This window comes from Pantoea sp. ACRSC, from assembly GCF_022346785.1.
GTDB classification, from domain to species: domain Bacteria; phylum Pseudomonadota; class Gammaproteobacteria; order Enterobacterales; family Enterobacteriaceae; genus Pantoea; species Pantoea alvi.
This window is the reverse complement of the sequence record NZ_JAKRNN010000003.1, coordinates 121,710-143,163: the sequence shown is the minus strand read 5'-3', so window position 1 is coordinate 143,163 and position 21,454 is coordinate 121,710. Positions and strand designations below refer to the sequence as shown.

Genomic DNA, 21,454 nt, shown 5'->3' with positions numbered 1-21,454 from the left:
GTTACGCCTCTCCTAAATAGGCTCGGATCACATCCGGATTGTTACGCACCTCTTCCGGCGTGCCGTTGGCCAGCGGCGTACCCTGGTTTACCACATAGATACGGTCGGAAATGCCCATCACCAGCTTCATATCGTGTTCTATCAGCAAAACGGAAACCTTGTGCTCACCGCGCAGTTCGGCGATCAGCTCATCCAGCTCGCGCGTCTCTTTCGGGTTAAGCCCGGCTGCCGGTTCGTCCAGCATCAGGATCTCCGGGCGCGTCACCATACAGCGGGCGATCTCCAGACGGCGCTGCTGGCCGTAGGCCAGATTGCCCGCCTGGCGGTTGGCAAGGTCGAGCAGCCCGATGCGCTCCAGCCAGGTAGCGGCGCGATCCAGTGCTTCGCTCTCACCGCGACGAAACGCCGGGGTTTTGAGCAGGCCAGAAAAGAGGCCGCTTTTCAGATGCTGATGCTGCGCCACCAGTAGGTTCTCAATTACCGTCATCTCACGAAACAGGCGAACGTGCTGGAAGGTGCGCACCATGCCCATGCGGGCGATCTTCTGGCCAGGCAAGCCTTCCAGGTGCTGTTCGCGCAGCTTAATGGTGCCGCCGGTCGGCTTGTAGAAGCCGGTCAGGCAGTTAAAAACGGTGGTCTTCCCGGCGCCGTTCGGACCGATCAGCGAGACGATCTCCTGCGGACGCAGCTCCAGCGCCACGTTATTGACCGCCAGCAGGCCGCCGAAGCGCATCATCAGGCCTTCAACGGCTAATAAAGGCTGACTCATGCCTGCTCTCCTTGTTTCTGCTTCAGTTTCAGGTGCGGGCGCTTCATCGGCAGCAGCCCCTGCGGGCGCCAGATCATCATCAGCACCATCAGCCCGCCCAGCACCAGCATGCTGTATTCATTCAGGTCGCGCATCAGCTCTCGCGACACCACCAGCAGGATAGCGGCGAGGATCACGGCAAACTGCGAGCCCATGCCGCCCAGCACCACAATCGCCAGCACAAAGGCGGATTCGACGAAGGTAAAGGATTCCGGGCTGACAAAGCCCTGGCGCGCGGCGAACAGCGTTCCCGCGAAGCCGGCAAAGGCGGCACTGATGGTAAAGGCGGTCAGCTTGATGCGCGTCGGGCTGAGGCCCAGCGAGCGACAGGCGATCTCATCTTCGCGCAGCGCTTCCCACGCGCGGCCCAGCGGCATACGCAGCAGGCGGTTAATCACAAACAGCGTCAGCGCCACCAGCAGCAGCGCCACCAGATAGAGAAAAATCACCCGGTCGCTGGGGTCATATTTCAGACCGAAGAAGTCGTGGAAGGTGCTCCAGCCCCCTTCAGAGACTTTGCGGCCAAACTCCAGGCCAAATAGCGAAGGCTTGGGGATCTGCGCGATGCCGTTAGGACCGCCGGTAATGGCGGTGTTGTTCAGCAGCAGAATGCGCACGATCTCGCCGAAGCCGAGCGTAACGATCGCCAGATAGTCGCCGCGCAGGCGCAGCACCGGAAAGCCGAGCAGCAGCCCGAACAGCGCCGAGACGATGCCTGCCAGCGGCAGACACTCCCAGAAGCCGAGGCCAAAGTAGTGATTCAGCAGCGCGAAGGTATAGGCGCCGATGGCGTAGAAGCCGCCGTAGCCGAGCACCAGCAGACCCGAGAGGCCAACCACCACGTTCAGCCCCAGGCCCAGCATGACGTAGATCAGTGTCAGGGTGGCGATATCCACCGCGCCGCGCGAGACGAAAAAGGGCCAGGCCACCGCCACGACGATCAGCGCCAGCATAAACAGCTTCTGCTTTGGCGTAGAGCCGTCGATGCCGGGCAGCACCAGCGCCGGGCCGGACAGCTTTTTCAGGCCGGACTGCCAGAACGGGCGCAGCAGCTGGAACAGGAACACCACGCCGCAGCCGACGAAAATCCAGTTCCAGCGCACGTCGCCGGCGCTCTGCACTACCAGCTGCGTGCCGTCGAGGCCAAGCCGCATCCCCATAAAGAAGCTGGCCAGCACCAGCAGCATCACCGAAGAGAGCAGCGCATTGATAAAGGAGGATTTCATACTTTTTCAACCTCCGGGCGACCCAGGATGCCGGTCGGCATCACCAGCAGCACCACAATCAGCAGCGCGAACGACACCACGTCTTTATATTCGGTGCTGAGATAGGCGGAGGTCAGCGCTTCGGCGATGCCGAGCACCAGGCCGCCAATCATCGCGCCCGGAATGCTGCCGATGCCGCCCAGCACCGCGGCGGTAAAGGCTTTCATCCCGGCCATAAAGCCGATAAAGGGGTTAATTGAGCCGTAGAACTGGCCGAGCAGCACGCCCGCCACCGCCGCCATCGCTGCGCCGATCACAAAGGTCAGCGAAATGACGCGGTCGGTATTGATGCCGAGCAGGCTCGCCATCTTCAGGTCTTCGGCGCAGGCGCGGCAGGCGCGTCCCATGCGCGAATAGCGAATAAACAGCGTCAGCGCCATCATCGCCAGGAAGGTCACCAGCCAGATAACGATCTGCATGGTGGAGATGGTGGCGGCGAAGCCGTTGCTCTGCCCCAGCGTCCACTGGCCGGTAATCAGGCTCGGCAGCGCGAGGTCGCGCGAGCCCTGCGTCAGGCTGACGTAGTTTTGCAGGAAGATCGACATGCCGATAGCGGAGATCAGCGCGATCAGACGCTTTGAGGATCGCACTGGCTTGTAAGCAACGCGCTCAATGCTCCAGCCGTAGGCGCTGGAGATCAGGATCGCCATGACAAAGCCGGCGGCGATCATCAGCCAGCCGGTGTCGATGCCCATCATCATCAGGGCGGCGATCACGATAAAGGAGACATAGCTGCCGATCATATAGACCTCGCCGTGGGCGAAGTTGATCATGCCGATAATGCCGTAAACCATGGTGTAACCAATGGCGATCAGCGCGTAGGTGCTGCCGAGGGTAACCCCGTTAAGCATCTGCTGAATAAAATAAAGAAACTGCTCGGACATAGTGAAGACCTGCATAAGAACGGGAAAATCCCCTGCCGACGCGGCAAGGGATTGGTCTGCCGGTGGGACGATTACTTAACCGCGGTTGAAGAACCGTCTTTGTGCCATTTAAATACACCGAACTCGAAGCCTTTCAGATCGCCTTTCTGATCCCAGCTCAGGTTGCCCATCACCGTCGGGACTGGTGCGCCCGCCTTCAGGTTTTTCGCAATCTCTTCCGGCTCGTCGCTCTTGCTGCGTTCGATGCCGGCCGCCAGCGACTGGATCGCCGCATAGGTGGTCCAGACGAACGGGCCGGTCGGATCTTTGCGGTTCTGCGCGCTGTTGGTTTTGATGGCGTCGACGATCGCCTTGTTCTCCGGCAGCTGGTCGTAGCGCTTCGGCAGCGTTACGTAGATGCCTTCCGAGGCGTCGCCCGCGATATTAGAGAGCGAGGCGTTGCCCACCCCTTCCGGCCCCATAAAGCCAGCGTTCAGGCCAGCCGCTTTCGCCTGGCGCAGGATCTGGCCCATTTCCGGGTAGTAGCCGCCGTAGTAAACGAAGTCGACGTTCTCTTTCTTCAGGCGCGCAATCAGCGTGGAGAAGTCTTTATCGCCTGCGGTGATGCCTTCAAACAGCACCACGTTGCCGCCTTTGGCCTTCAGGGTTTTCTGCACCGACTCCGCCAGTCCCTGACCATACTGCTGCTTGTCATGCACCACAGCGATACGCTTAGGCTTGATCTGATCGAGGATGTAGTTTGCGGCGGTCGGCCCCTGGTCGGAGTCCAGGCCGGTGGTGCGCATAATGGTTTCGTAACCGCGCGCGGTCAGCTCAGGCGCGGTGGCCGCCGGGGTAATCATCAGCACGCCTTCGTCGTTATAGATGTCAGACGCAGGCTGAGTAGAAGAGGAGCAAAGGTGGCCGATAACATATTTAATGCCGTCGTTGACGACTTTGTTCGCCACCGCCACGGCCTGTTTCGGGTCGCAGGCGTCGTCATACTCTACGCCCACCAGTTTGTTGCCGTTTACGCCACCTTTGGCGTTGATATCCTTAATCGCCTGCGCGGCGCCGGTGAACTGCATATCACCATACTGCGCGACCGGGCCGGTGACGGCGCCGACAATGGCAATTTTGATGTCGGCAGCCAGGGCGGCGTGGCTCATCGCCAGCGCAACGCAACCCGCCAGTAATGCGCGGCCTTTACTCATTTTCATGCGGACTTCCCCATCTTGTTGTGTCTGTGATTTGTGGTTTGCTAGCGCCTACCGGATAAAGCCGAAAAATGATGTTTATGAATGATTTAGCGTGCTTTTCCGGTATTTTTTGGTAATAAGGCTTTATTTTTCAGGTTATTAAACAGGAAGTTTCTTCTGTAAATCAACTGACACATTGGGAAATGGCCAGCCGAAACAGCATAATCATCTGGTTGTTATGCAGACCTTACGGCCATTTATCCAGCGCGTTATGCTGGCTTTTGCGCCGCTTATTGTTCTTTATCTCCTCTATCCTGGCATCAAGGCCATCTTTTGACCTGTTTTCAAGTTAAAAAAGTGACGGCGCTCTGACTGTATAAATTCGCTACACTATGCCCTTTCGACTAGTACAGGTGTTTGTTATGAAACTCACTATTCTGCGCCTGACCACCCTGAGCGCGCAGGACCGCATCGATCTCGCGAAAATCTGGCCGGATGAGGATATCGCCGTGCTGGAAAGCAGCCTGAACGAAAACCACCGTCTTTATGCCGCGCGCTTTAATGCGCGGCTGCTGGGGGCGCTAAAACTGACGCTTGTCGGCACGCAGGGGAAGGTTTCGCAGCTGGAGGTGCGCGAGGTCACGCGACGTCGCGGTGTCGGTCAGTATCTGCTGGAGGAGACGATGGAACAGAACGGGTCGATTTCTCACTGGTGGGTCGCCGATGATGGCAGTGCGGATCAGCGCGAACGCGCCGCCTTTATGCAGGCCTGCGGTTTTCGCGCGCAGGCGGATGGCTGGGTTAAATAGCGGGCAAAAAAAAGGGCGACTGCGCGTCGCCCCTTTTCGTTATGCTTCTATCGCCATGCGTAGTTTTTTCATGGCGTTCTTTTCCAGCTGCCGCACGCGCTCGGCCGAAACGCCGTAGCGGTCCGCCAGCTCCTGCAGCGTGGTTTTGTTATCTTCGTCCAGCCAGCGGGCGCGGATAATGTGCTGGCTGCGCTCGTCGAGGCCCTGCATCGCATCGCTCAGCTTATCCGCCGCGTGCGATTCCCAGTTATCCTCTTCGATGCCGTCGGCGAAGTCTGAGGTTTTATCCTGCAGATAGAGCACCGGCGCCATCGCTTTGCCTTCGCCACTCTCATCGTCGGCGGACATATCGAAGGTCATATCCTGCGCGGCCATACGCGATTCCATTTCACGCACGTCTTTGCTGCTTACGCCCAGTTCACGCGCCACCATCTCGACTTCGTCCTGATTGAACCAGCCCAGACGCTGCTTGGTTTTACGCAGGTTAAAGAACAGCTTGCGCTGCGCTTTCGTGGTAGCAACCTTCACGATACGCCAGTTACGCAGCACGTATTCGTGAATCTCGGCTTTAATCCAGTGCACGGCAAAAGAGACCAGACGCACGCCCACTTCAGGGTTAAAGCGACGCACCGCCTTCATCAGGCCGATGTTACCTTCCTGAATCAGGTCCGCCTGAGGCAGGCCGTAACCGGAGTAATTACGAGCGATATGAACTACAAAGCGCAGGTGAGACAGGATCAGCGTCTTAGCCGCATCCAGATCGCCCTGGTAATGCAGCCGTTCAGCCAGCGCTTTTTCCTCTTCTGCCGACAGCATCGGCCAGACGTTGGCGGCCCGAACGTAAGATTCCAGGTTGCCAAGAGGAGCAATAGCTAAAGTTTGCATTTCTTTGGTCATTCAAACCCTCACAGTGATTATTAAGTTGCTGCGTCTTCCCTAATGAGCAGACGTTACCTTAAGTCAACGCCGCGGGAAATCCGAAAGCAATCTGTGCTACTTAGAGTAGCTAAGTTATCCACAAGTTCAATTATAGCGGTGAATATTTTACACACAGATGACGAGGCGGGGAGAAGAGATCGGTTCCTCTGCGCCCGGATCGTCGGCAGCAGAGGAACATTATACCAAAAAAACGTTGCAGGCGGTTACTGGGGCGTAAAACGACGTAAATGTTGCACCGTCGCCAGCCAGGCGGCGATCCAGCCGATAATTGCAGCGATCAGCAGCAGCAGCAGACCTTCGTCCCACGAGAAGCCTTCCAGCGAGAAGGTGGTGCCGAAAACCTGCGCCACCTGCGCTACCACCGACTGCAGGCGCAGCACCAGCACTTCGGAAAGGATCAGCGACAGCACCGCGCCGCTTAGGCCGAGCAGCGCCCCGCCGTAGAGGAACGGCCGCAGAATAAAGCCGTCGGTGGCGCCGATCAGCTTCTGCACGTTGATGGTGTCGCGCCGGGCAAAGATGCTGAGCCGCACGCTGTTACCGATCACCAGGAACACCGCGATAATCATCAGAATGCCGATCATCGAGGCGACCTGGCCCACCAGCCCGGTCAGCGCCGCAAGGCGAGCGAACCAGCTGTCGTCCATGCGCACCTCGTCGACGCCCTGCACTTTCGCAACGCTGTCGCGCAGGTTCTGCATGGTATTCGAATTCTGGAAGTTAAGCTTCGGCGTAATGATCGCCACCGCCGGCAGTGGATTCTGCTCCAGCATATCCATCGCGCCGCCAAAGCCCGACCAGTTGCGGAACTCGTTCAGCGCCTCTTCCCGCGTCAGGTAGTTAACATTATCGACGCCGTCGACCTGCTTCAGCTGCGCCACCACGTTTTCGGCGGCGGTGTCGTCCAGCGTTTTCGACAGATAAACCGTCAGCTGCGGCGCGGGATACCACTGCGTCGCGGCCTGGCTAACGTTTTTCCACACCATGTAGCAGACGCTGGGCAGCGTCAGCGAGATAGCGATCACCATCACGGTCAGCAGCGTCGCCAGCGGCTGACGATACATATCGGACAGGGTGCCGCGCCACGCGTAACGCCACTGTTCCTGCCAGCCGCCCTTCAGCGCTTTGCTTTTAGAGGGCGCTTTCGCTTTTGGCGCAGCGGGGCGCTTATTGCGTTTATTGACCATCGTGGCCTCCATGCAGACGTCCCTGATTGAGCGTCATAACGCGATAGCGACGACGCGCGATCAGCCCGCTGTCGTGCGTCGCCATCAGTACGGTGACGCCTACGCGGTTGAACTCTTCAAACAGACGCAGGATATCTTCCGACAGCGCGTCGTCGAGGTTGCCGGTCGGTTCGTCCGCCAGCAGCACTGCGGGCTTGTTTACCACAGCGCGCGCAATGCCGACGCGCTGCTGTTCACCGCCGGAGAGCTGAATCGGAAAGCTTTTCGCCTTGTCGAGCAGACCGACCTTATCCAGCGCCGCCGAGACGCGACGGCGAATATCTTCGCCGCTGGCGCCGGAAATAATCAGCGGGATCGCCACATTGTCGTAAACCGAACGATCCATCAGCAGATGGTGATCCTGAAAGATCATGCCAATCTGGCGACGCAGGAACGGCACCTCGCTGTGGCGCAGCCGCGAAATATCGTGACCGCTAAACCAGATATGGCCCGCGCTCGGCCGCTCAATGCCACAAATCAGCTTCAGCAGGGTACTCTTACCGGCGCCGGAATGGCCGGTCAGGAACGCCATTTCGCCCGGCCGCAGATGAAAATCTACGCCCTGCAGCGCCTGACGCCCGCCGAGATATGCCTTACTGACCTCTTCAAAGCGAATCATCCCAATTAGTCCTCTCGGGCAAACAGTGCCTCAATAAAATCCTCGGCCTTAAAGGGCCGTAAATCTTCTATGCCTTCTCCGACGCCAATGTAGCGAATCGGGATGCCGAACTGATCGGCGACCGAGAAGATCACGCCGCCTTTCGCCGTGCCGTCCAGCTTGGTCAGGGTAATACCGGTCAGGCCGACCGCTTCATGGAACAGCTTCGCCTGGCTGATAGCGTTCTGGCCGGTGCTGGCGTCAAGGGTCAGCATCACTTCGTGCGGTGCCTCCTCGTCCAGCTTTTTCATCACGCGGGTGATTTTCTTCAGCTCTTCCATCAGGTGCGATTTGTTCTGCAGACGGCCCGCCGTATCGGCGATCAGCACGTCAACGCCGCGCGCCTTCGCCGCCTGGATAGCGTCGAAGATCACCGAAGCGGAATCGGCACCGGTATGCTGCGCCACCACAGGGATATTGTTACGCTCTCCCCATACCTGCAGTTGTTCCACCGCCGCGGCGCGGAAGGTATCGCCCGCCGCCAGCATCACCGATTTGCCCTGCGCCTGATACTGGCGCGCCAGCTTGCCGATAGTGGTGGTTTTGCCGACGCCGTTGACGCCGACCATTAGGATCACAAACGGCGTTTTGCCGCTGACTTCGAGTGGCGCATCCACCTTCGCCAGGATACTGGACATTTCAGCTTTCAGCAGGCCGTAAAGCGCTTCCGCATCGCGCAGCTGCTTGCGGTTCGCCTGCTGCGTCAGATTAGTGATGATGCGACGCGTGGTCTCCACGCCGACGTCGGCGATCAGCAGCTGCTCTTCCAGCTCTTCGAACAGCTCATCGTCGATTTTTTTGCCGCGGAACAGGCTGATAAAGCCAGAGCCGAGGTTCTGACGCGTTTTCACCAGGCTGCGCTTCAGGCGCGCAAAGAACCCCTCTTTGGTCGGACGTTCCTGCTCCTGGGAAACGATCGGCGCGGCGGCGAGCGGCAGATCGCTGACGGTATCGTGCGCCTCTTCACCGGGGTGGATCTCATGGGCGGCTTCTTCGGCGATAACCTCTTCGGCCGCCTCGTCCTGCGGCGCTTCCGCCAGCGCCAGCGCGGCCAGCTCTTCATCATCCAGCGGCTGCTCCTCTTCGGGCAGCGTTTCCGGCACTATCTCGTCTACGACGGGCGGCGGCGCCAGCGTCGGCTCCTCTTCCGGTACGATCTCCTCCAGCGGCGCGATAATCTCCGCCTCCTGCGCTTGCTGGACAATCGCTTCCGGCTCCTCGGCGACCTGCGCTTCCGCAGGCGCTTCGCGCTGCGCCTCGGCAACCTGCTCGGTCACCTCAACAGTATGCGCCGCGTCAGTTTCCGCCTGCGTTAATGCCGAATCCTGCGGCGCGTGTTCAGGCGTTTCCGCAGGCTGTTGCGTCTCTTCTTCTTTGCCAAATCCCAGCCAGGAAAAAAAGCCACGTTTTTTCTCTTTTGCCATTGTGTGACGACACTCCTCGATGGCTTAATCCCGGTCGCTCGCTGTTCCCAGGGGATAAAAATTAGCTCTGGTTTTCACCGCCGAAAGGGCGAAAAACGGCAGAATTATGTATGACTTCAGCAACTCACTAGTCTAACACTTTCCAGCCAGCGCACCACAGCACCCTTTTTTACCGTTTCTTCTCATCCGTTCGCCCGTTAAACTACGCAACAAATTATGACGAGTTGTGAGTAAGATGAGTAAAACCCCGCGTGGCACAGGCGGTGCCGGACAAATCCGCATCATTGGCGGCCAGTGGCGCGGACGTAAACTGCCGGTGCCCGACAGCGCCGGGCTGCGTCCCACCACCGATCGCGTTCGTGAAACGCTGTTTAACTGGCTGGCGCCGGTTCTGCAGCAGGCGCGCTGCCTCGACTGTTTCGCCGGCAGCGGCGCGCTGGGCCTGGAGGCGCTGTCGCGCTTTGCCGGTTCGGTGACGCTGCTGGAGCTGGAACGTCCGGTAGCGCAGCAGCTGGAGAAGAATTTACATACCCTGCGCGCCAGCGACGCGCAGGTGATCAACGCCAATACCCTTACCTGGCTGGCCGCTGCCGGCGAGCCTTATGACGTGGTGTTCGTCGATCCGCCCTTCCGCAAAGGGCTGCTGGAGCAGACGCTGCAGCTGCTGGAGCAGAATGGCTGGCTGGCGGACGAGGCGATGATTTATGTAGAGAGCGAAGTAGAGCACGGCGCACCGCCGGTACCCGCAAGCTGGGCGCTGCATCGCGAGAAGATCGCCGGACAAGTGGCGTATCGTTTATATCACCGACAACAAGAGACATCCGATGTTGCTTAATTTAGGCCGCCTGTTAATGCTGTGCGTCTGGGCTTTTTTACTCTTTAACCTGGTCGATCCCTACCCCAAACCGCTGCGCTATTTTATCCACGTTGCGCTGTTCTTTATGATCCTGATGCACGGGCTGCAGCTGACGCTGCTGCGCGCCACCCAGCCGAAAGACGCGCCGCCGATCGATCGCTGGACGCAGACCAAAATCTTTCTGTTCGGCGTATTTGAACTGCTGGCGTGGCAGAAAGCGAATTTCCCGAAGAAGAAGTAAGCGCCGCTTTCAGCCCGCTGACAAAGTCGGCAAGCAGGTGAGACAGACCAACGAGCAAAAGCGCGCTGTTTAGCGCGTTGGCGTAAAGCTGACGAAGCGCGATCCCTGCATCTTCAGCTCGCCCTTCGTGCCGGTATCCATCTGGTTGTAATCACGCTCGCTTACAATCGCTTTAATGTCGCTGGCGCCGTTCAGGGGATGAAACCAGGCTTCGTAACGCATATCTTCGCCCGCGATCACCTCGCGCTGGCGCGAACGCCGGTTGGGCGACGGATACTCCCGCTTGGTCTTCACCTTCACCATCAGCGAGCGCACCGGCGAAGCGTCGTTCACCGCCGACTCGCGCCGCTGCTTGATAAACTGACGGGTCGCCAGCACGGCGATAACGGCCAGTACGATAAAAAAGAGTAGCGGTGGTTTGCTCATGGTTTTTTCTCGTCTCGTTAAGCTTTGAAAAGCAATGCGCCTGAAGCATACAACCAGAGTTGCCTGATTGTCACATCGCGAGGCCGTAACCTAAACTAGGATCGACTTACTGGGAATTTTCACCATCTGATGGACAGGTTGTCCTTAAGGGAGCGGCAATGCTTTGGTCATTTCTTGCGGTACTTTTCTCCGGTTGGCTCTATGTTGACGCATCCTATCGCGGCCCACAGTGGCAGCGGTGGCTGTTCAAACCCATCACGCTGCTGCTGATGGTGGGCTGGGCCTGGCAGGCGCCCGTGCTGAAACCTACCGATTACCTGATTATTGCCGGACTGATCGCCACGCTGGTCGGCGATGCGCTGCTGCTACTGCCGCGCCAGCAGATGCTCTATGCGCTGGGTGCCTTCTTTCTTTCTCACCTGCTTTACACCATCTGCTTCGCCGCCGGTATGACGATGACCTTTTACTGGCCGATTCCGCTGACGCTGCTGATTATCGGCGCTGTCACCATCGCCACCATCTGGAGTCGTCTTGAGACGCTGCGCTGGCCGGTTTGCACGCTGATCGGCATGACGCTGGTGATGACCTGGATGGCAGCCGAGCAATATTTCTTCCGTCCTGACGACGACAGCTTCACCCTGGTGGTAGGCGCGAGCCTGCTGCTGCTGGCAAATATCGTCTGGTTCGTCAGCCACTATCGCCGCCGCTTCCGCGCCGACAGCGCCATCGTCGCCGCCTGCTACTTTGCCGGACACTTTATGATTGTCCGCTCGCTGTGGCTCTTATGATGTAAAACCGGTCTTGACTCTGGAGTCGACTCCAGAGTGTAGGATGCAGTAGCGGGCGGGATCGCCCGTCCGTTACTGGAGGTTTTATGCAGCATCATCATTCTCATGCCTGCGGCTGCGGCCGCTCTCGCCATACCCATTCCGCCACCAAACCGCTGTGCGCCCTGCCTGCTGCCTCGTCCGCACGGCTTAATATCAGTGCCGCCTCCCCCGTTCAGCCAGCCTGCGGCGGCGGTTGCTGCGAGGCGGCGGACGAGAGTCCCGGCGGCGACAGCGATTGCGGCGACGGCGACAGAGAGAGCGACAGGCAAGGCGCCTGGCGCCATAGCTGGCGCGTCAGCGGCATGGACTGTCCCAGCTGCGCCCGCACCGTTGAAACCGCCGTCAGCCAGCTGCCCGAGGTGTTACGCACCCGCGTCATCTTCGCCAGCGAAAAGCTGCTGGTGGAGGCCAGCGCCGATGTTGCCGCCGCCGTTGAACAGGCGGTGGCGCGCGCTGGCTTCTCGCTGGTCGGCGACGCGCCGACGCCCCGCCCCGCCTCCCGCTGGCGCGAAAACCGCGCCCTGCTGCTGCTTGCCGTACTGATGCTCGCCAGCGTAACGCTGAGCCAGTTTATGCCGCGCTGGGGCGACGGGCTGTTTATTCTCACGACGCTGATCGGCCTGTGGCCGGTGGCGCGCAGCGCATGGCGACGCGCGCGCAGCGGTTCCCCTTTTACTATCGAAACGCTGATGAGCGTCGCCGCCGCCGGCGCGCTGCTGATCGGCGCCCACGCCGAGGCGGCAATGGTGCTGCTGCTGTTCCTGCTGGGTGAACGGCTGGAAGCCTTTGCCGCCGCCCGCGCGCGCAGCGGCGTGACGCAGCTGATGGCGCTGCGCCCGGAAAACGCCACGCGGCTCAGCGGCGGCGGGCGGGAAACCGTGGCGCTGGCGGCGCTGCGTCCCGGCGACGTTATCGAAGTGGCCGCGGGCGGGCGCCTGCCGGTAGATGGTCGCCTGCTGAGCGACGAGGCGAGCCTGGACGAAAGCGCGCTGACCGGCGAATCGCTGCCGGTAACGCATGAAAAAGGGGATGCGCTGCTGGCGGGCGCGACCAGCGTGGATCGCCTGATTCAGCTCGAAGTAACTTCTGAACCCGGTGCCAGCGCTATCGACCGTATTCTGACCCTGATTGAAGAGGCGGACAGCCATCGCGCGCCGGTGGAGCGCTTTATCGATCGCTTCAGCCGTCTCTATACGCCGTTGATTATGCTGCTGGCCGCGCTGGTGATGGTGGCACCGCCGCTGCTCGGTTTCGGCGACTGGCTGCCGTGGATCTATAAAGGGCTGACGCTGCTGCTGATCGGCTGCCCCTGCGCGCTGGTGATCGCAACGCCCGCCGCCATTACTTCCGGCCTCGCCGCCGCCGCGCGCCAGGGCGCGCTGATCAAAGGCGGCGCGGCGCTGGAGCGCCTTAGCCAGGTACGCGCCTTTGCCTTCGACAAAACCGGCACCCTGACCCAGGGCAAACCGCAGGTCACCGCCGTACTCTGCTTCGCCTCCGCCTCACAAGATGAGCTGCTGGCGCTGGCGGCGGCGGTGGAACAGGGCTCAACGCATCCGCTGGCGGCCGCGATCGTCGCGGCCGCCGCCGAGCGGCAGCTGGCACTGCCCTGCGCCAGCCATCAGATGACGCTGGCGGGCAGCGGCATCGCCGCGCAAATAGAGGGCGCGCAGGTGGAACTGCTCTCCCCTGGCCGCGTCGAGACATTAAGCGCCGCGCAGCGCGCGCAGATCCTGCAACAGGAAGAACAGGGGCAAACGCTGGTGGCGATCCTGCGCGACGGCGATCCGCTGGGGGCGATTGCGCTGCGCGATAACCTGCGTGCCGACGCGCGCGCCGCGCTGGCGACGCTTAAGAAGATGGGCATTGAGAGCCTGATGCTCACCGGAGACAACCCGCGCGCGGCGGCGGCGATCGCCCGCGAACTCGAGATCGACTTTCGCGCCGGCCTGCTGCCTGGCGACAAGGTTGATGCCATTCGCGCGCTGGGCCAGCAGCACCCGCTGGCGATGGTCGGCGACGGCATCAACGACGCGCCCGCGATGAAGGCGGCCACCATCGGCATCGCCATGGGCAGCGGCAGCGATATCGCACTGGAGACCGCCGACGCCGCGCTGACGCGCGATGCGTTGCCGCTGCTGCCGTCGCTGGTCGCGCTGGCGCGACGCACGCGCGCCACGCTGCGGCAAAATATCGCCATTGCGCTGGGGCTGAAGGCGCTGTTTCTGGTGACGACGCTGCTGGGGCTGACCGGCCTGTGGCTGGCGGTGGTCGCCGACTCCGGCGCAACGGCGCTGGTGACCGCTAACGCGCTGCGGCTGCTGCGCGCGCGTCACAGGTAGCGCGCCCGACGATCAGGCGCCGAGGCCCTTCTGGATCAGGTAGTGATAAGGCAGGGTCTCGGTCTGCTGCGCCAGCAGGCGATGCTCCATAAAGCGGCAGAAGCCGGGAATATCGCGCGTGGTAGCCGGATCGTCGGCGATAATCAGCAGCGTTTCCCCATCCTGCATGGTGCGGACCGTTTTACGCACCATCATTACCGGCTCCGGGCAGCGCAGGCCCAGGGCATCCAGCTGATGGTCGGCATGGGAGAAGTTGTCGCTCATAAATCACTCGGTTCTAAACAGGGGCGCTCATTTTAACGCGCCGCCCCGCAGACGCAAGACGAGAACGATTGCGTTAAAATTAACCATTGCGTAAATAGCACAACGCGGTAAGATGCCGCGGTTTTTAACATTGATACCGTCGCGCTGGCTCAGTTTTGCGCGGCAATGGGTTCCCTCACCCCAATATGAAAAAGGTCCAACGATGATCGCATTTTCTTCGCGTCAGCGTCAGCACGCGCTGATCTGGCTCTCCCTGTTTCACCTGCTGGTGATTATCTCCAGCAACTATCTGGTGCAGCTGCCGGTTTCTATTTTCGGCTTCCATACCACCTGGGGCGCCTTTAGCTTCCCGTTTATCTTTCTGGCCACCGATCTGACCGTGCGTATTTTCGGCGCGCCGCTGGCACGCCGCATTATCCTCGCGGTGATGGTTCCGGCGCTGTTTGTCTCCTATCTGGTCTCCAGCCTGTTCTATCAGGGAGAGTGGCAGGGCCTGGCGACGCTGCAAAACGTTAACCTGTTCGTCGCGCGCATCGCCTGCGCCAGCTTTATGGCCTACGCGCTGGGGCAGATCCTCGACGTTCACGTCTTTAACCGCCTGCGCCAGCTGCCGCAGTGGTGGATTGCGCCGGGCTGCGCAATGTTCCTCGGCAATATCAGCGATACGCTCGCCTTCTTCTTTATCGCCTTCTATAAGAGCACAGACCCCTTTATGGCCGCGCACTGGGTTGAGATCGCGCTGGTGGACTACAGCTTTAAAGTGCTGATCTGCCTGGTCTTCTTCCTGCCCGCCTATGGCGTGCTGCTCAATGCGATGCTGAAACGTCTGGCGGAGCGCTCGCAGCGCCCGCAGATAAATTTCGGCTAAGCGGCGATAGAGCCTTTCGCCATCACCCGCTAAGATCTGCTGACAATCGGGCGGTTGCTTTTGCCGCCTGATTCGAGTTGTATGAACGCCTTACTGGAATCAAATAAAGGGATTCAGATGCGAAACTTAGTGAAATATGCGGGAATTGGCTTACTGGTGCTGGGCCTGGCGGCCTGCGATCAGAAGAAAGATGACGCCACCGGCAGCAACGGCACCAGCGCCAGCCAGTCGGCGCAGAACGTAACGCTGCTGGACGGCAAGCTGAGCTTCTCGCTGCCGGCAGGCATGTCGGACAAGAGCGGCAAGCTGGGCAACCAGACGACGAATATGCATGTTTACGCCGATGAAACCGGCGCGCGTGCCGTGATCGTTATCGCCGGCGAAGCCACTAACGAAGGGCTGGATGTGCTGGCGCAGCGTCTGGAACAGCAGCAGCGCAACCGCGACCCGCAGCTGCAGGTGGTCTCTGATAAAGCGATTACCCTGAAAGATCAGCCTGCGCAGCGTCTGGACAGCGTGGTCTCTGCCAATAACCAGACCTCCTGGTCCTCGGTGATTCTGGCGAAGGTCGACGGCAAACTGCTGACGCTGCAGATTACCCTGCCGGGCGACAACCAGCAGCAGGCGCAGAGCGATGCGGACAGCATCATTCAGAGCATTACGCTGAAATAAGCTATTGAAAGAAAAACGACGGGATTCTTCCCGTCGTTGAGGTGAGCGGCATTGTGCTGACGCGTGAGACATAACCCAATCGCAAAGTCACTTATGCATCCATGCTCGCTCGCCCCGCGCGGATCCGCACCTCATCCCTGGGGTGCGTCCGTTACCGGGCCAAGGCTATGCGTTTTTGCCCCTGGCGCAGGACGCTTCGCTCTTCGGCTTATGCCTCCCGCTTTTAAGCTTTTGTGCCGTCTCTATAACCAGCCCGCGACTAACCGCGTGCAGCGCGCCAGTAGCCGATCAGCCGCAGATAGTTGCCCTTCACCTTCTCTACCAGCGCCGCATCATCCAGCTCGCCCTGCAGCCACTGGCGCGACGGCTGGCCGAAAATAGTGCGCCCGACCGCAAAGCCTTTTACCCACGGGGCCTGCGCCGCCGCGGCGAAACCCGCCTTTAACGTCTCTTCCGGCGCGTCGAGACCCAGCAGCAAAATGCCACGACAGTGAGGGTCTTGCTGCTCAATCAGACCGCCGATCGCCTGCCAGCTCTCTGCCGACAGCGGCGGCAGCTTCCACCAGTCGGGCTGAATACCCAGCTGATAGAAGTGGCTGAGGATAGTGAGATAGTGGGCTTCGTTACGATCGGGATTGCTTTCGGGCAAAATCACCTCAAGCAGCAGCTCATGCCCGCTCTTGTTGCAGCCTTTCCAGACGTCGAGCACCAGCTCGTCCTGCGCTTTGCGCATCTCGGCGCTGTCGTCCGGATGATAGAACACCAGGCATTTCACGACGTGCTCGGCGGGCCAGTCAGTCAGCTGCGAGCCGATATTGCCGTGCTCCAGCCGCAGCGGCCGCGAGCCGGGCATCTCAATGGGACGACCAATCCACCAGCCCCGGCCAGTAATAGCGTTCAGCGCTTTCTGGCCGTAAGTGGTATCGGCCAGAATGCCGCTCTTGCTCTCCAGTCCGGCATCGCGCGCCGCCTCTTCCGCGGCCTTTAGCAGCAGCACTTTCAGCGCCGGGATCCTGCTCTCATCGACGCCCGCTTCACGCGCCATATCGGCCAGCTGTTTGCGATGGTCGAACGCAAAGACGTTCAGCTCCGGCCAGCGCTGTTTGCGGGTGGTGACGCGATGCAAATGGTTAAGACGCTGATCGAGATCGGGGCGTTTTACCTGCTGGTCGCGGCTGAGAAAATCATCCAGCTCCGCTTTGGTCGGCATCGCCGGCGCGCAGCCGTGACGCGACACCACCAGCGCGCCGCAGGCATTGGCGTAACGGCACGCCTGCTCCCAGCCCTCGTCGTTGAGCCAGCCGCGCAGCAGGCCAGACATAAAGGCGTCGCCGGCGCCCAGCACGTTAAGGACGTCGACCCGCACGCCGCTGTGCAGGCGCGTCTGCTCCCAGCTATCGGGGATCTCGCCCTCGAACACTACGCAGCCCAGCGGACCGCGCTTGCACACTAGCGTCGCCTGCGTCGCCTGGCGCACGCTTCTTAGCGCCGTCAGCGTATCGGTGCTGCCGCCCGCAATATGGAACTCCTCTTCCGTCCCGACAATCAGGTCGAAATAGTGCAGCACTTCCTGCAGCTGGCGCGTTACCTGCTGCGACGCGATAAACCGCGTTTCACCGTCGCCGAGCGAGGTCAGCCCCCACAGAACCGGGCGATAATCAATATCGAGCGCGGTGCGCAGGCCGTTGCGCTTTGCGATATCGAGCGCTTTCAGCACCGCGGCGCGCGTCTGCGGATGCGACAGATGGGTGCCGGTCACCGCCACCGCGCGTGAGGCGTTAATAAACTCCTCGTCGATATCTTCCGGCACCAGCCCCATATCGGCGCAGTTGTCGCGGTAGAAAATAAGCGGAAAGCTCTCTTCATCTTTAATCCCAAGGATCACCAGCCCGGTGAGGCGCTGCTTATCGGTAATCAGTCCCTCGGTATTGCAGCCTACGCGATTCAGCTCTTCGCGCAGAAAGCGGCCGTTGTGCTCGTCGCCTACGCGCGCCAGCATCGCCGACTTTAGTCCCTGGATCGCGGTGCCGTAGGCGACGTTGCCGGAGGAGCCGCCGAGATATTTGGCAAAGGTGCTCATATCCTCCAGCCGCGCCCCAATTTGCTGACCGTAAAGGTCGACGGCGATGCGTCCAATACAAATCACATCAAGCCGCTTCTGTTGTGTACTCATACCTGTGTTTTCCTTCTGTGATTAGCAGACACGCGGGCAAGAGAGCCGACCTCCCGGCGTGCGTCTGGGTTTTTGCCCTTGCCAGACTGACGATAAGGCGAGTATGAGGAATAAAAATTCCAAACACAATATGAAATGAAACGTCCGTCGCGATTTTGTGAACCAGGTAAAACTCTGCGCCGCCTGCGCATTCTGTGCGCCATGTTTCCTCTGTTTCGCGCCGTTTCAGGGCTGCACAGCGGGCGACCCTCGCGACGCTGCCCTGCATGAAAGCCGCTGAAATAGAATGAAATTATTCATGTCTGTCGCTTTTCTCGCTTCTTGTTTCAGTTGGCCTGCTGTCGCGAACGGTGAGCGGCACGTTTCGCGGTTAAATTTGATCTCAATCGCAAAATGAAATGTTTCTTCTGTAATCGTATTTTATGAAAAATATATTTGTTTATAATCGCTTCACGTTTCAGTTACCTGCGGTCGCTTTCGCGGCACGCCACGTCGCTAACCTGCCACCAGGTTGCAGCATGTAAAGGAAAAGCATATGGCCACCATCAGAATGACCACCGCGCAGGCGCTGGTTAAGTTCCTTGATAATCAATACATTAATGTCGACGGCGTGGAAACCAGGTTCGTAAAAGGCCTCTTCGCCATCTTCGGTCACGGCAACGTGCTGGGGCTGGGACAGGCGCTGGAGCAGGATAGCGGCGATCTGATTGTCTATCAGGGTCGCAATGAACAGGGCATGGCGCACGCTGCGATGGGTTTTGCCAAACAGTCTCTGCGCCGCCAGATTATCGCCTGCAGCTCGTCGGTCGGGCCGGGCGCCGCCAATATGATCACCGCCGCGGCCACCGCCACCGCTAACCGCATTCCTTTACTGCTGCTGCCGGGCGACGTCTTCGCCACGCGTCAGCCCGATCCGGTGCTGCAACAGATCGAGCAGAGCCACGATCTCAGCATCAGCACCAACGACGCCTTTCGCGCCGTCAGCAAATACTGGGATCGCGTCAGCCGTCCTGAACAGCTGATGACCGCCTGCATTAACGCGCTGCGCGTGCTCACCGATCCCGCCGAAACCGGCGCGGTAACCATCGCCCTGCCGCAGGACGTGCAGAGCGAAGCCTGGGATTTCCCGGACTACTTCTTCCAGAAGCGCGTACACCGTCTCGATCGCCGCCTGCCGACCGCCGCGCAGCTTGATGACGCGCTGGCGCTGATCGGCCGCAAGCGCAAGCCGATGATCGTGCTGGGCGGCGGCGTGAAATATTCCGAAGCGGGCGAGGCGCTGCGCCAGTTTGCCGAGCGCTATCAGATCCCCTTCGCCGAAACGCAGGCGGGCAAAGGCACCATCGTCTCCGATCATCCGCTTAACGTCGGCGGCGTCGGGGAAACCGGCTGTCTGGCCGCCAACCTGCTGGCGAAAGAGGCGGATCTGGTGATTGGCGTCGGCACGCGCTACACCGACTTTACCACCGCCTCAAAATGGATTTTCCAGCATCCCGAGGTCAGCTTCCTGAACGTCAACGTCAGCAACTTCGACAGCTACAAGCTCGACGGCGTGCAGCTGCTGGCCGACGCGCGCGAAGCGCTGGTGGCGCTGGAGGCGGGGCTGGCGGATAAAAATTACAGCAACGACTGGGGCGATCAGATCGCCCAGGCGCAGAGCAAACTGCTGAAAGAGACGCAGCGCGTCTACCAGGTGGAATACAGCGGCGACGGCTTTATTCCCGAAATTGCCGACCATCTCGATCGCGACGCGGTGTTCGCCGAATTCAATCGCCTGACCCAGTCGGTGCTCACCCAGAGCCGCGTGCTCGGCACGCTAAACGAGCAGCTCCCAAAGGATGCGGTGATTGTGGCGGCAGCGGGCAGTCTGCCGGGCGATCTGCAGCGCGTCTGGCGCACCCGCGACTACAACTCGTACCACGTTGAGTACGGCTACTCCTGCATGGGATATGAGGTAAACGCCGCGCTGGGCGCGAAGCTGGCGCAGCCGCATCGCGAAGTCTACGCGCTGCTGGGGGACGGCTCTTTTATGATGCTGCACTCCGAGCTGGTCACCTCCATTCAGGAACGCGCCAAAATTAACATCGTGCTGTTCGACAATATGACTAACGGCTGCATCAACAACCTGCAAATGGAACACGGCATGGACAGCTTCAGCACCGAGTTCCGCTTCCGCAACCCGGAAGGCGGCAAGCTGGACGGCGGCTTTGTGCCGGTAGACTTCGCCGCCATCGCCGCCGGTTACGGCTGCAAAACCTGGCGCGTCACTACGCTGGAGCAGCTGGCAACCGCGCTGGAAGAGGCGCGCCAGTCGCCGGTATCGACCCTTATCGATATCAAGGTGCTGCCGAAAACCATGGTGCACAAATATTTCAGCTGGTGGCACGTTGGCGTGGCGCAGGCCTCGACCTCCGAACGCACCCAGGCGGTGGCGCAGAAGCTGAACGCCCATCTCGACCAGGCGCGCAAATACTAAATTCCGGCCGGGATTAGCCGGCCTTTTATTCCTCGCTATGAACCCTACAGGTGTAATTATGACTTTGAAACTTGGCGTTATCGGTGCCGGCGCGATCGGTCAGGAACATATTCGTCGCTGCAACAATGTCCTGCAGGGGGCAAAAGTGGTGGCGGTATCAGATATTAACGTCGACGGCGCGCGCGCCGCGCTGCAGCGTCTGAATATTCAGGCCGAGGTTTACGCCGATGGCTATCAGGTGATCCAGTCGCCGGAAGTCGATGCGATTCTGGTGACCTCCTGGGACCCGACGCATGAAGAGTTTACGCTGGCCGCCATCGCCGCCGGTAAGCCGGTGTTCTGCGAAAAGCCGCTGGCGATGAGCGCGGAAGGCTGCCGCCGCGTGGTGGACGCGGAGATCCAGCACGGCAAGCGTCTGGTACAGGTCGGCTTTATGCGCCCTTACGATGCGGGCTATCGCGCCCTGAAAAAGGTCATTACCGACGGCGGCATCGGCGAGCCGCTGATGCTGCACTGCGCGCACCGCAACCCGACGGTGCCAGAGAGCTACACCACCGATATGGCGATCACCAACACGCTGATCCACGAGCTGGACGTGCTGCGCTGGCTGACCAACGACGACTATAAAAGCGTGCAGGTGGTTTTTCCGCGCGTGACGTCGAAGTCGCACGCGCGCCTGAAAGATCCGCAAATCGTGCTGTTCGAAACGCAAAAAGGGGTGCGCATCGACGTCGAGATCTTCGTTAACTGCGCCTACGGCTACGACATCCAGTGCGAGGTTGTCGGCGAAACCGGTATCGCGAAGCTGCCGGAGCCCGCCTCGGTGCAGCTGCGCAGCGAAGCGAAACTCTCCACCACCATTCTGACCGACTGGAAAGATCGTTTTATCGAGGCGTACGACGTCGAACTGCAGGCCTTTATCAACGACGTGAAGGCGGGTGAACTGACCGGCCCGTCCGCCTGGGACGGTTTCGCCGCCTCGGTGGCGGCCGACGCCTGCCTGAAAGCGCAGCAGAGCGGTGCCATCGAGCCGGTTGAAATGCCGCCCCGCCCCGCCTTCTACGACAAAAAATAAGCCTTTCCCTTTCCTTGCGGGCGGCTGCGGCCGCCCTGAC

At 60.3% G+C, this 21,454-nt stretch carries 20 protein-coding genes; 9 read left to right on the top strand and 11 right to left on the bottom strand.

The genetic code is table 11. The features are described 5' to 3' along the window. Window position 1: 1 nt before the first annotated feature. From livG to MHZ97_RS05420, 4 genes are all read right to left on the bottom strand, one after another. A complete protein-coding gene (gene livG / locus MHZ97_RS05435) occupies window positions 2-769 on the bottom strand; it encodes a high-affinity branched-chain amino acid ABC transporter ATP-binding protein LivG (RefSeq protein WP_103796312.1) in 768 nt (255 codons plus the stop codon). Continuing rightward, window positions 766-2,034, bottom strand: coding sequence for a high-affinity branched-chain amino acid ABC transporter permease LivM (locus MHZ97_RS05430; RefSeq protein ID WP_103796311.1), 1,269 nt, complete (start codon window positions 2,032-2,034; stop codon window positions 766-768). Before MHZ97_RS05430 ends, livG begins: the two co-directional genes overlap by 4 nt. Beyond that, a complete protein-coding gene (livH, locus tag MHZ97_RS05425) occupies window positions 2,031-2,957 on the bottom strand; it encodes a high-affinity branched-chain amino acid ABC transporter permease LivH (RefSeq protein WP_239314661.1) in 927 nt (308 codons plus the stop codon). Before livH ends, MHZ97_RS05430 begins: the two co-directional genes overlap by 4 nt. Before the next feature lie 71 nt (window positions 2,958-3,028). Then, a complete protein-coding gene (locus MHZ97_RS05420; RefSeq protein ID WP_103796310.1) occupies window positions 3,029-4,156 on the bottom strand; it encodes a branched-chain amino acid ABC transporter substrate-binding protein in 1,128 nt (375 codons plus the stop codon). A 401-nt stretch (window positions 4,157-4,557) separates the two neighbouring features. Here MHZ97_RS05420 and panM point away from each other — a divergent pair, with 401 nt between their 5' ends. Further along, window positions 4,558-4,944, top strand: a complete 387-nt coding sequence (panM, locus tag MHZ97_RS05415) for an aspartate 1-decarboxylase autocleavage activator PanM (protein ID WP_239314662.1) — start codon at window positions 4,558-4,560, stop codon at window positions 4,942-4,944. A gap of 39 nt (window positions 4,945-4,983) precedes the next feature. Here the strand turns inward: panM and rpoH are convergent, their stop codons facing one another. The 4 genes from rpoH to ftsY all read right to left on the bottom strand — a co-directional run bounded on the left by rpoH (window position 4,984) and on the right by ftsY (window position 9,191). Continuing rightward, a complete protein-coding gene (rpoH, locus tag MHZ97_RS05410) occupies window positions 4,984-5,841 on the bottom strand; it encodes an RNA polymerase sigma factor RpoH (RefSeq protein WP_033753215.1) in 858 nt (285 codons plus the stop codon). Between the two features lie 245 nt (window positions 5,842-6,086). Further along, window positions 6,087-7,070 (bottom strand): permease-like cell division protein FtsX, encoded by a 984-nt coding sequence (gene ftsX / locus MHZ97_RS05405; protein ID WP_103796396.1) that lies wholly within the window; start codon window positions 7,068-7,070, stop codon window positions 6,087-6,089. Next, window positions 7,060-7,728, bottom strand: a complete 669-nt coding sequence (ftsE, locus tag MHZ97_RS05400) for a cell division ATP-binding protein FtsE (RefSeq protein WP_033753218.1) — start codon at window positions 7,726-7,728, stop codon at window positions 7,060-7,062. Before ftsE ends, ftsX begins: the two co-directional genes overlap by 11 nt. A 5-nt stretch (window positions 7,729-7,733) precedes the next feature. Continuing rightward, window positions 7,734-9,191, bottom strand: a complete 1,458-nt coding sequence (gene ftsY, locus MHZ97_RS05395) for a signal recognition particle-docking protein FtsY (protein ID WP_239314663.1) — start codon at window positions 9,189-9,191, stop codon at window positions 7,734-7,736. A gap of 235 nt (window positions 9,192-9,426) precedes the next feature. Between ftsY and rsmD the strand changes: the two genes are divergently transcribed. Further along, on the top strand, window positions 9,427-10,026 hold the full coding sequence (gene rsmD, locus MHZ97_RS05390; RefSeq protein WP_103796307.1) for a 16S rRNA (guanine(966)-N(2))-methyltransferase: 600 nt from the start codon (window positions 9,427-9,429) through the stop codon (window positions 10,024-10,026). After that, the gene (locus MHZ97_RS05385; protein ID WP_033753227.1) at window positions 10,016-10,288 is read left to right on the top strand and encodes a DUF1145 family protein; all 273 of its coding nucleotides are present in this window, start codon (window positions 10,016-10,018) and stop codon (window positions 10,286-10,288) included. Before rsmD ends, MHZ97_RS05385 begins: the two co-directional genes overlap by 11 nt. A 69-nt stretch (window positions 10,289-10,357) precedes the next feature. Here MHZ97_RS05385 and MHZ97_RS05380 read toward each other — a convergent pair whose 3' ends face one another. After that, on the bottom strand, window positions 10,358-10,714 hold the full coding sequence (locus MHZ97_RS05380) for a DUF2500 domain-containing protein (protein WP_239314664.1): 357 nt from the start codon (window positions 10,712-10,714) through the stop codon (window positions 10,358-10,360). 158 nt (window positions 10,715-10,872) lie between these two features. Between MHZ97_RS05380 and MHZ97_RS05375 the strand changes: the two genes are divergently transcribed. Then, window positions 10,873-11,502, top strand: a complete 630-nt coding sequence (locus tag MHZ97_RS05375) for a lysoplasmalogenase (RefSeq protein ID WP_103796305.1) — start codon at window positions 10,873-10,875, stop codon at window positions 11,500-11,502. A gap of 86 nt (window positions 11,503-11,588) precedes the next feature. Further along, a complete protein-coding gene (locus MHZ97_RS05370; RefSeq protein ID WP_239314665.1) occupies window positions 11,589-13,886 on the top strand; it encodes a zinc/cadmium/mercury/lead-transporting ATPase in 2,298 nt (765 codons plus the stop codon). A gap of 12 nt (window positions 13,887-13,898) precedes the next feature. Here the strand turns inward: MHZ97_RS05370 and tusA are convergent, their stop codons facing one another. Further along, window positions 13,899-14,150: a sulfurtransferase TusA gene (tusA, locus tag MHZ97_RS05365; protein WP_103796303.1), complete on the bottom strand. Its 252-nt coding sequence runs from the start codon at window positions 14,148-14,150 to the stop codon at window positions 13,899-13,901. Window positions 14,151-14,352: 202 nt separating this feature from the next. Between tusA and MHZ97_RS05360 the strand changes: the two genes are divergently transcribed. Continuing rightward, on the top strand, window positions 14,353-15,018 hold the full coding sequence (locus tag MHZ97_RS05360; RefSeq protein ID WP_103796302.1) for a 7-cyano-7-deazaguanine/7-aminomethyl-7-deazaguanine transporter: 666 nt from the start codon (window positions 14,353-14,355) through the stop codon (window positions 15,016-15,018). A 117-nt stretch (window positions 15,019-15,135) separates the two neighbouring features. Then, window positions 15,136-15,690: a DcrB family lipoprotein gene (locus tag MHZ97_RS05355; protein ID WP_103796395.1), complete on the top strand. Its 555-nt coding sequence runs from the start codon at window positions 15,136-15,138 to the stop codon at window positions 15,688-15,690. 259 nt (window positions 15,691-15,949) lie between these two features. Here the strand turns inward: MHZ97_RS05355 and iolC are convergent, their stop codons facing one another. Further along, window positions 15,950-17,863 (bottom strand): 5-dehydro-2-deoxygluconokinase, encoded by a 1,914-nt coding sequence (gene iolC, locus MHZ97_RS05350; protein WP_239314666.1) that lies wholly within the window; start codon window positions 17,861-17,863, stop codon window positions 15,950-15,952. 535 nt (window positions 17,864-18,398) lie between these two features. Here iolC and iolD point away from each other — a divergent pair. Together iolD and MHZ97_RS05340 are read left to right on the top strand one after the other, a co-directional pair. Beyond that, complete coding sequence (gene iolD / locus MHZ97_RS05345; RefSeq protein ID WP_103796300.1) at window positions 18,399-20,339, top strand: 3D-(3,5/4)-trihydroxycyclohexane-1,2-dione acylhydrolase (decyclizing); 1,941 nt, start codon at window positions 18,399-18,401, stop codon at window positions 20,337-20,339. Between the two features lie 58 nt (window positions 20,340-20,397). Next, window positions 20,398-21,414: a Gfo/Idh/MocA family oxidoreductase gene (locus MHZ97_RS05340; RefSeq protein WP_239314667.1), complete on the top strand. Its 1,017-nt coding sequence runs from the start codon at window positions 20,398-20,400 to the stop codon at window positions 21,412-21,414. The last annotated feature ends 40 nt before the right edge of the window (window positions 21,415-21,454 follow it).

Excerpts from the sequence above, each read along its gene's own strand:
- livG (WP_103796312.1), bottom strand. The coding sequence starts at position 769 with ATGAGTCAGCCTTTATTAGCCGTTGAAGGCCTGATGATGCGCTTCGGC.
- MHZ97_RS05430 (WP_103796311.1), bottom strand. The coding sequence starts at position 2,034 with ATGAAATCCTCCTTTATCAATGCGCTGCTCTCTTCGGTGATGCTGCTG.
- livH (WP_239314661.1), bottom strand. The coding sequence starts at position 2,957 with ATGTCCGAGCAGTTTCTTTATTTTATTCAGCAGATGCTTAACGGGGTT.
- MHZ97_RS05420 (WP_103796310.1), bottom strand. The coding sequence starts at position 4,156 with ATGAAAATGAGTAAAGGCCGCGCATTACTGGCGGGTTGCGTTGCGCTG.
- panM (WP_239314662.1), top strand. The coding sequence starts at position 4,558 with ATGAAACTCACTATTCTGCGCCTGACCACCCTGAGCGCGCAGGACCGC.
- rpoH (WP_033753215.1), bottom strand. The coding sequence starts at position 5,841 with ATGACCAAAGAAATGCAAACTTTAGCTATTGCTCCTCTTGGCAACCTG.
- ftsX (WP_103796396.1), bottom strand. The coding sequence starts at position 7,070 with ATGGTCAATAAACGCAATAAGCGCCCCGCTGCGCCAAAAGCGAAAGCG.
- ftsE (WP_033753218.1), bottom strand. The coding sequence starts at position 7,728 with ATGATTCGCTTTGAAGAGGTCAGTAAGGCATATCTCGGCGGGCGTCAG.
- ftsY (WP_239314663.1), bottom strand. The coding sequence starts at position 9,191 with ATGGCAAAAGAGAAAAAACGTGGCTTTTTTTCCTGGCTGGGATTTGGC.
- rsmD (WP_103796307.1), top strand. The coding sequence starts at position 9,427 with ATGAGTAAAACCCCGCGTGGCACAGGCGGTGCCGGACAAATCCGCATC.
- MHZ97_RS05385 (WP_033753227.1), top strand. The coding sequence starts at position 10,016 with ATGTTGCTTAATTTAGGCCGCCTGTTAATGCTGTGCGTCTGGGCTTTT.
- MHZ97_RS05380 (WP_239314664.1), bottom strand. The coding sequence starts at position 10,714 with ATGAGCAAACCACCGCTACTCTTTTTTATCGTACTGGCCGTTATCGCC.
- MHZ97_RS05375 (WP_103796305.1), top strand. The coding sequence starts at position 10,873 with ATGCTTTGGTCATTTCTTGCGGTACTTTTCTCCGGTTGGCTCTATGTT.
- MHZ97_RS05370 (WP_239314665.1), top strand. The coding sequence starts at position 11,589 with ATGCAGCATCATCATTCTCATGCCTGCGGCTGCGGCCGCTCTCGCCAT.
- tusA (WP_103796303.1), bottom strand. The coding sequence starts at position 14,150 with ATGAGCGACAACTTCTCCCATGCCGACCATCAGCTGGATGCCCTGGGC.
- MHZ97_RS05360 (WP_103796302.1), top strand. The coding sequence starts at position 14,353 with ATGATCGCATTTTCTTCGCGTCAGCGTCAGCACGCGCTGATCTGGCTC.
- MHZ97_RS05355 (WP_103796395.1), top strand. The coding sequence starts at position 15,136 with ATGCGAAACTTAGTGAAATATGCGGGAATTGGCTTACTGGTGCTGGGC.
- iolC (WP_239314666.1), bottom strand. The coding sequence starts at position 17,863 with ATGAGTACACAACAGAAGCGGCTTGATGTGATTTGTATTGGACGCATC.
- iolD (WP_103796300.1), top strand. The coding sequence starts at position 18,399 with ATGGCCACCATCAGAATGACCACCGCGCAGGCGCTGGTTAAGTTCCTT.
- MHZ97_RS05340 (WP_239314667.1), top strand. The coding sequence starts at position 20,398 with ATGACTTTGAAACTTGGCGTTATCGGTGCCGGCGCGATCGGTCAGGAA.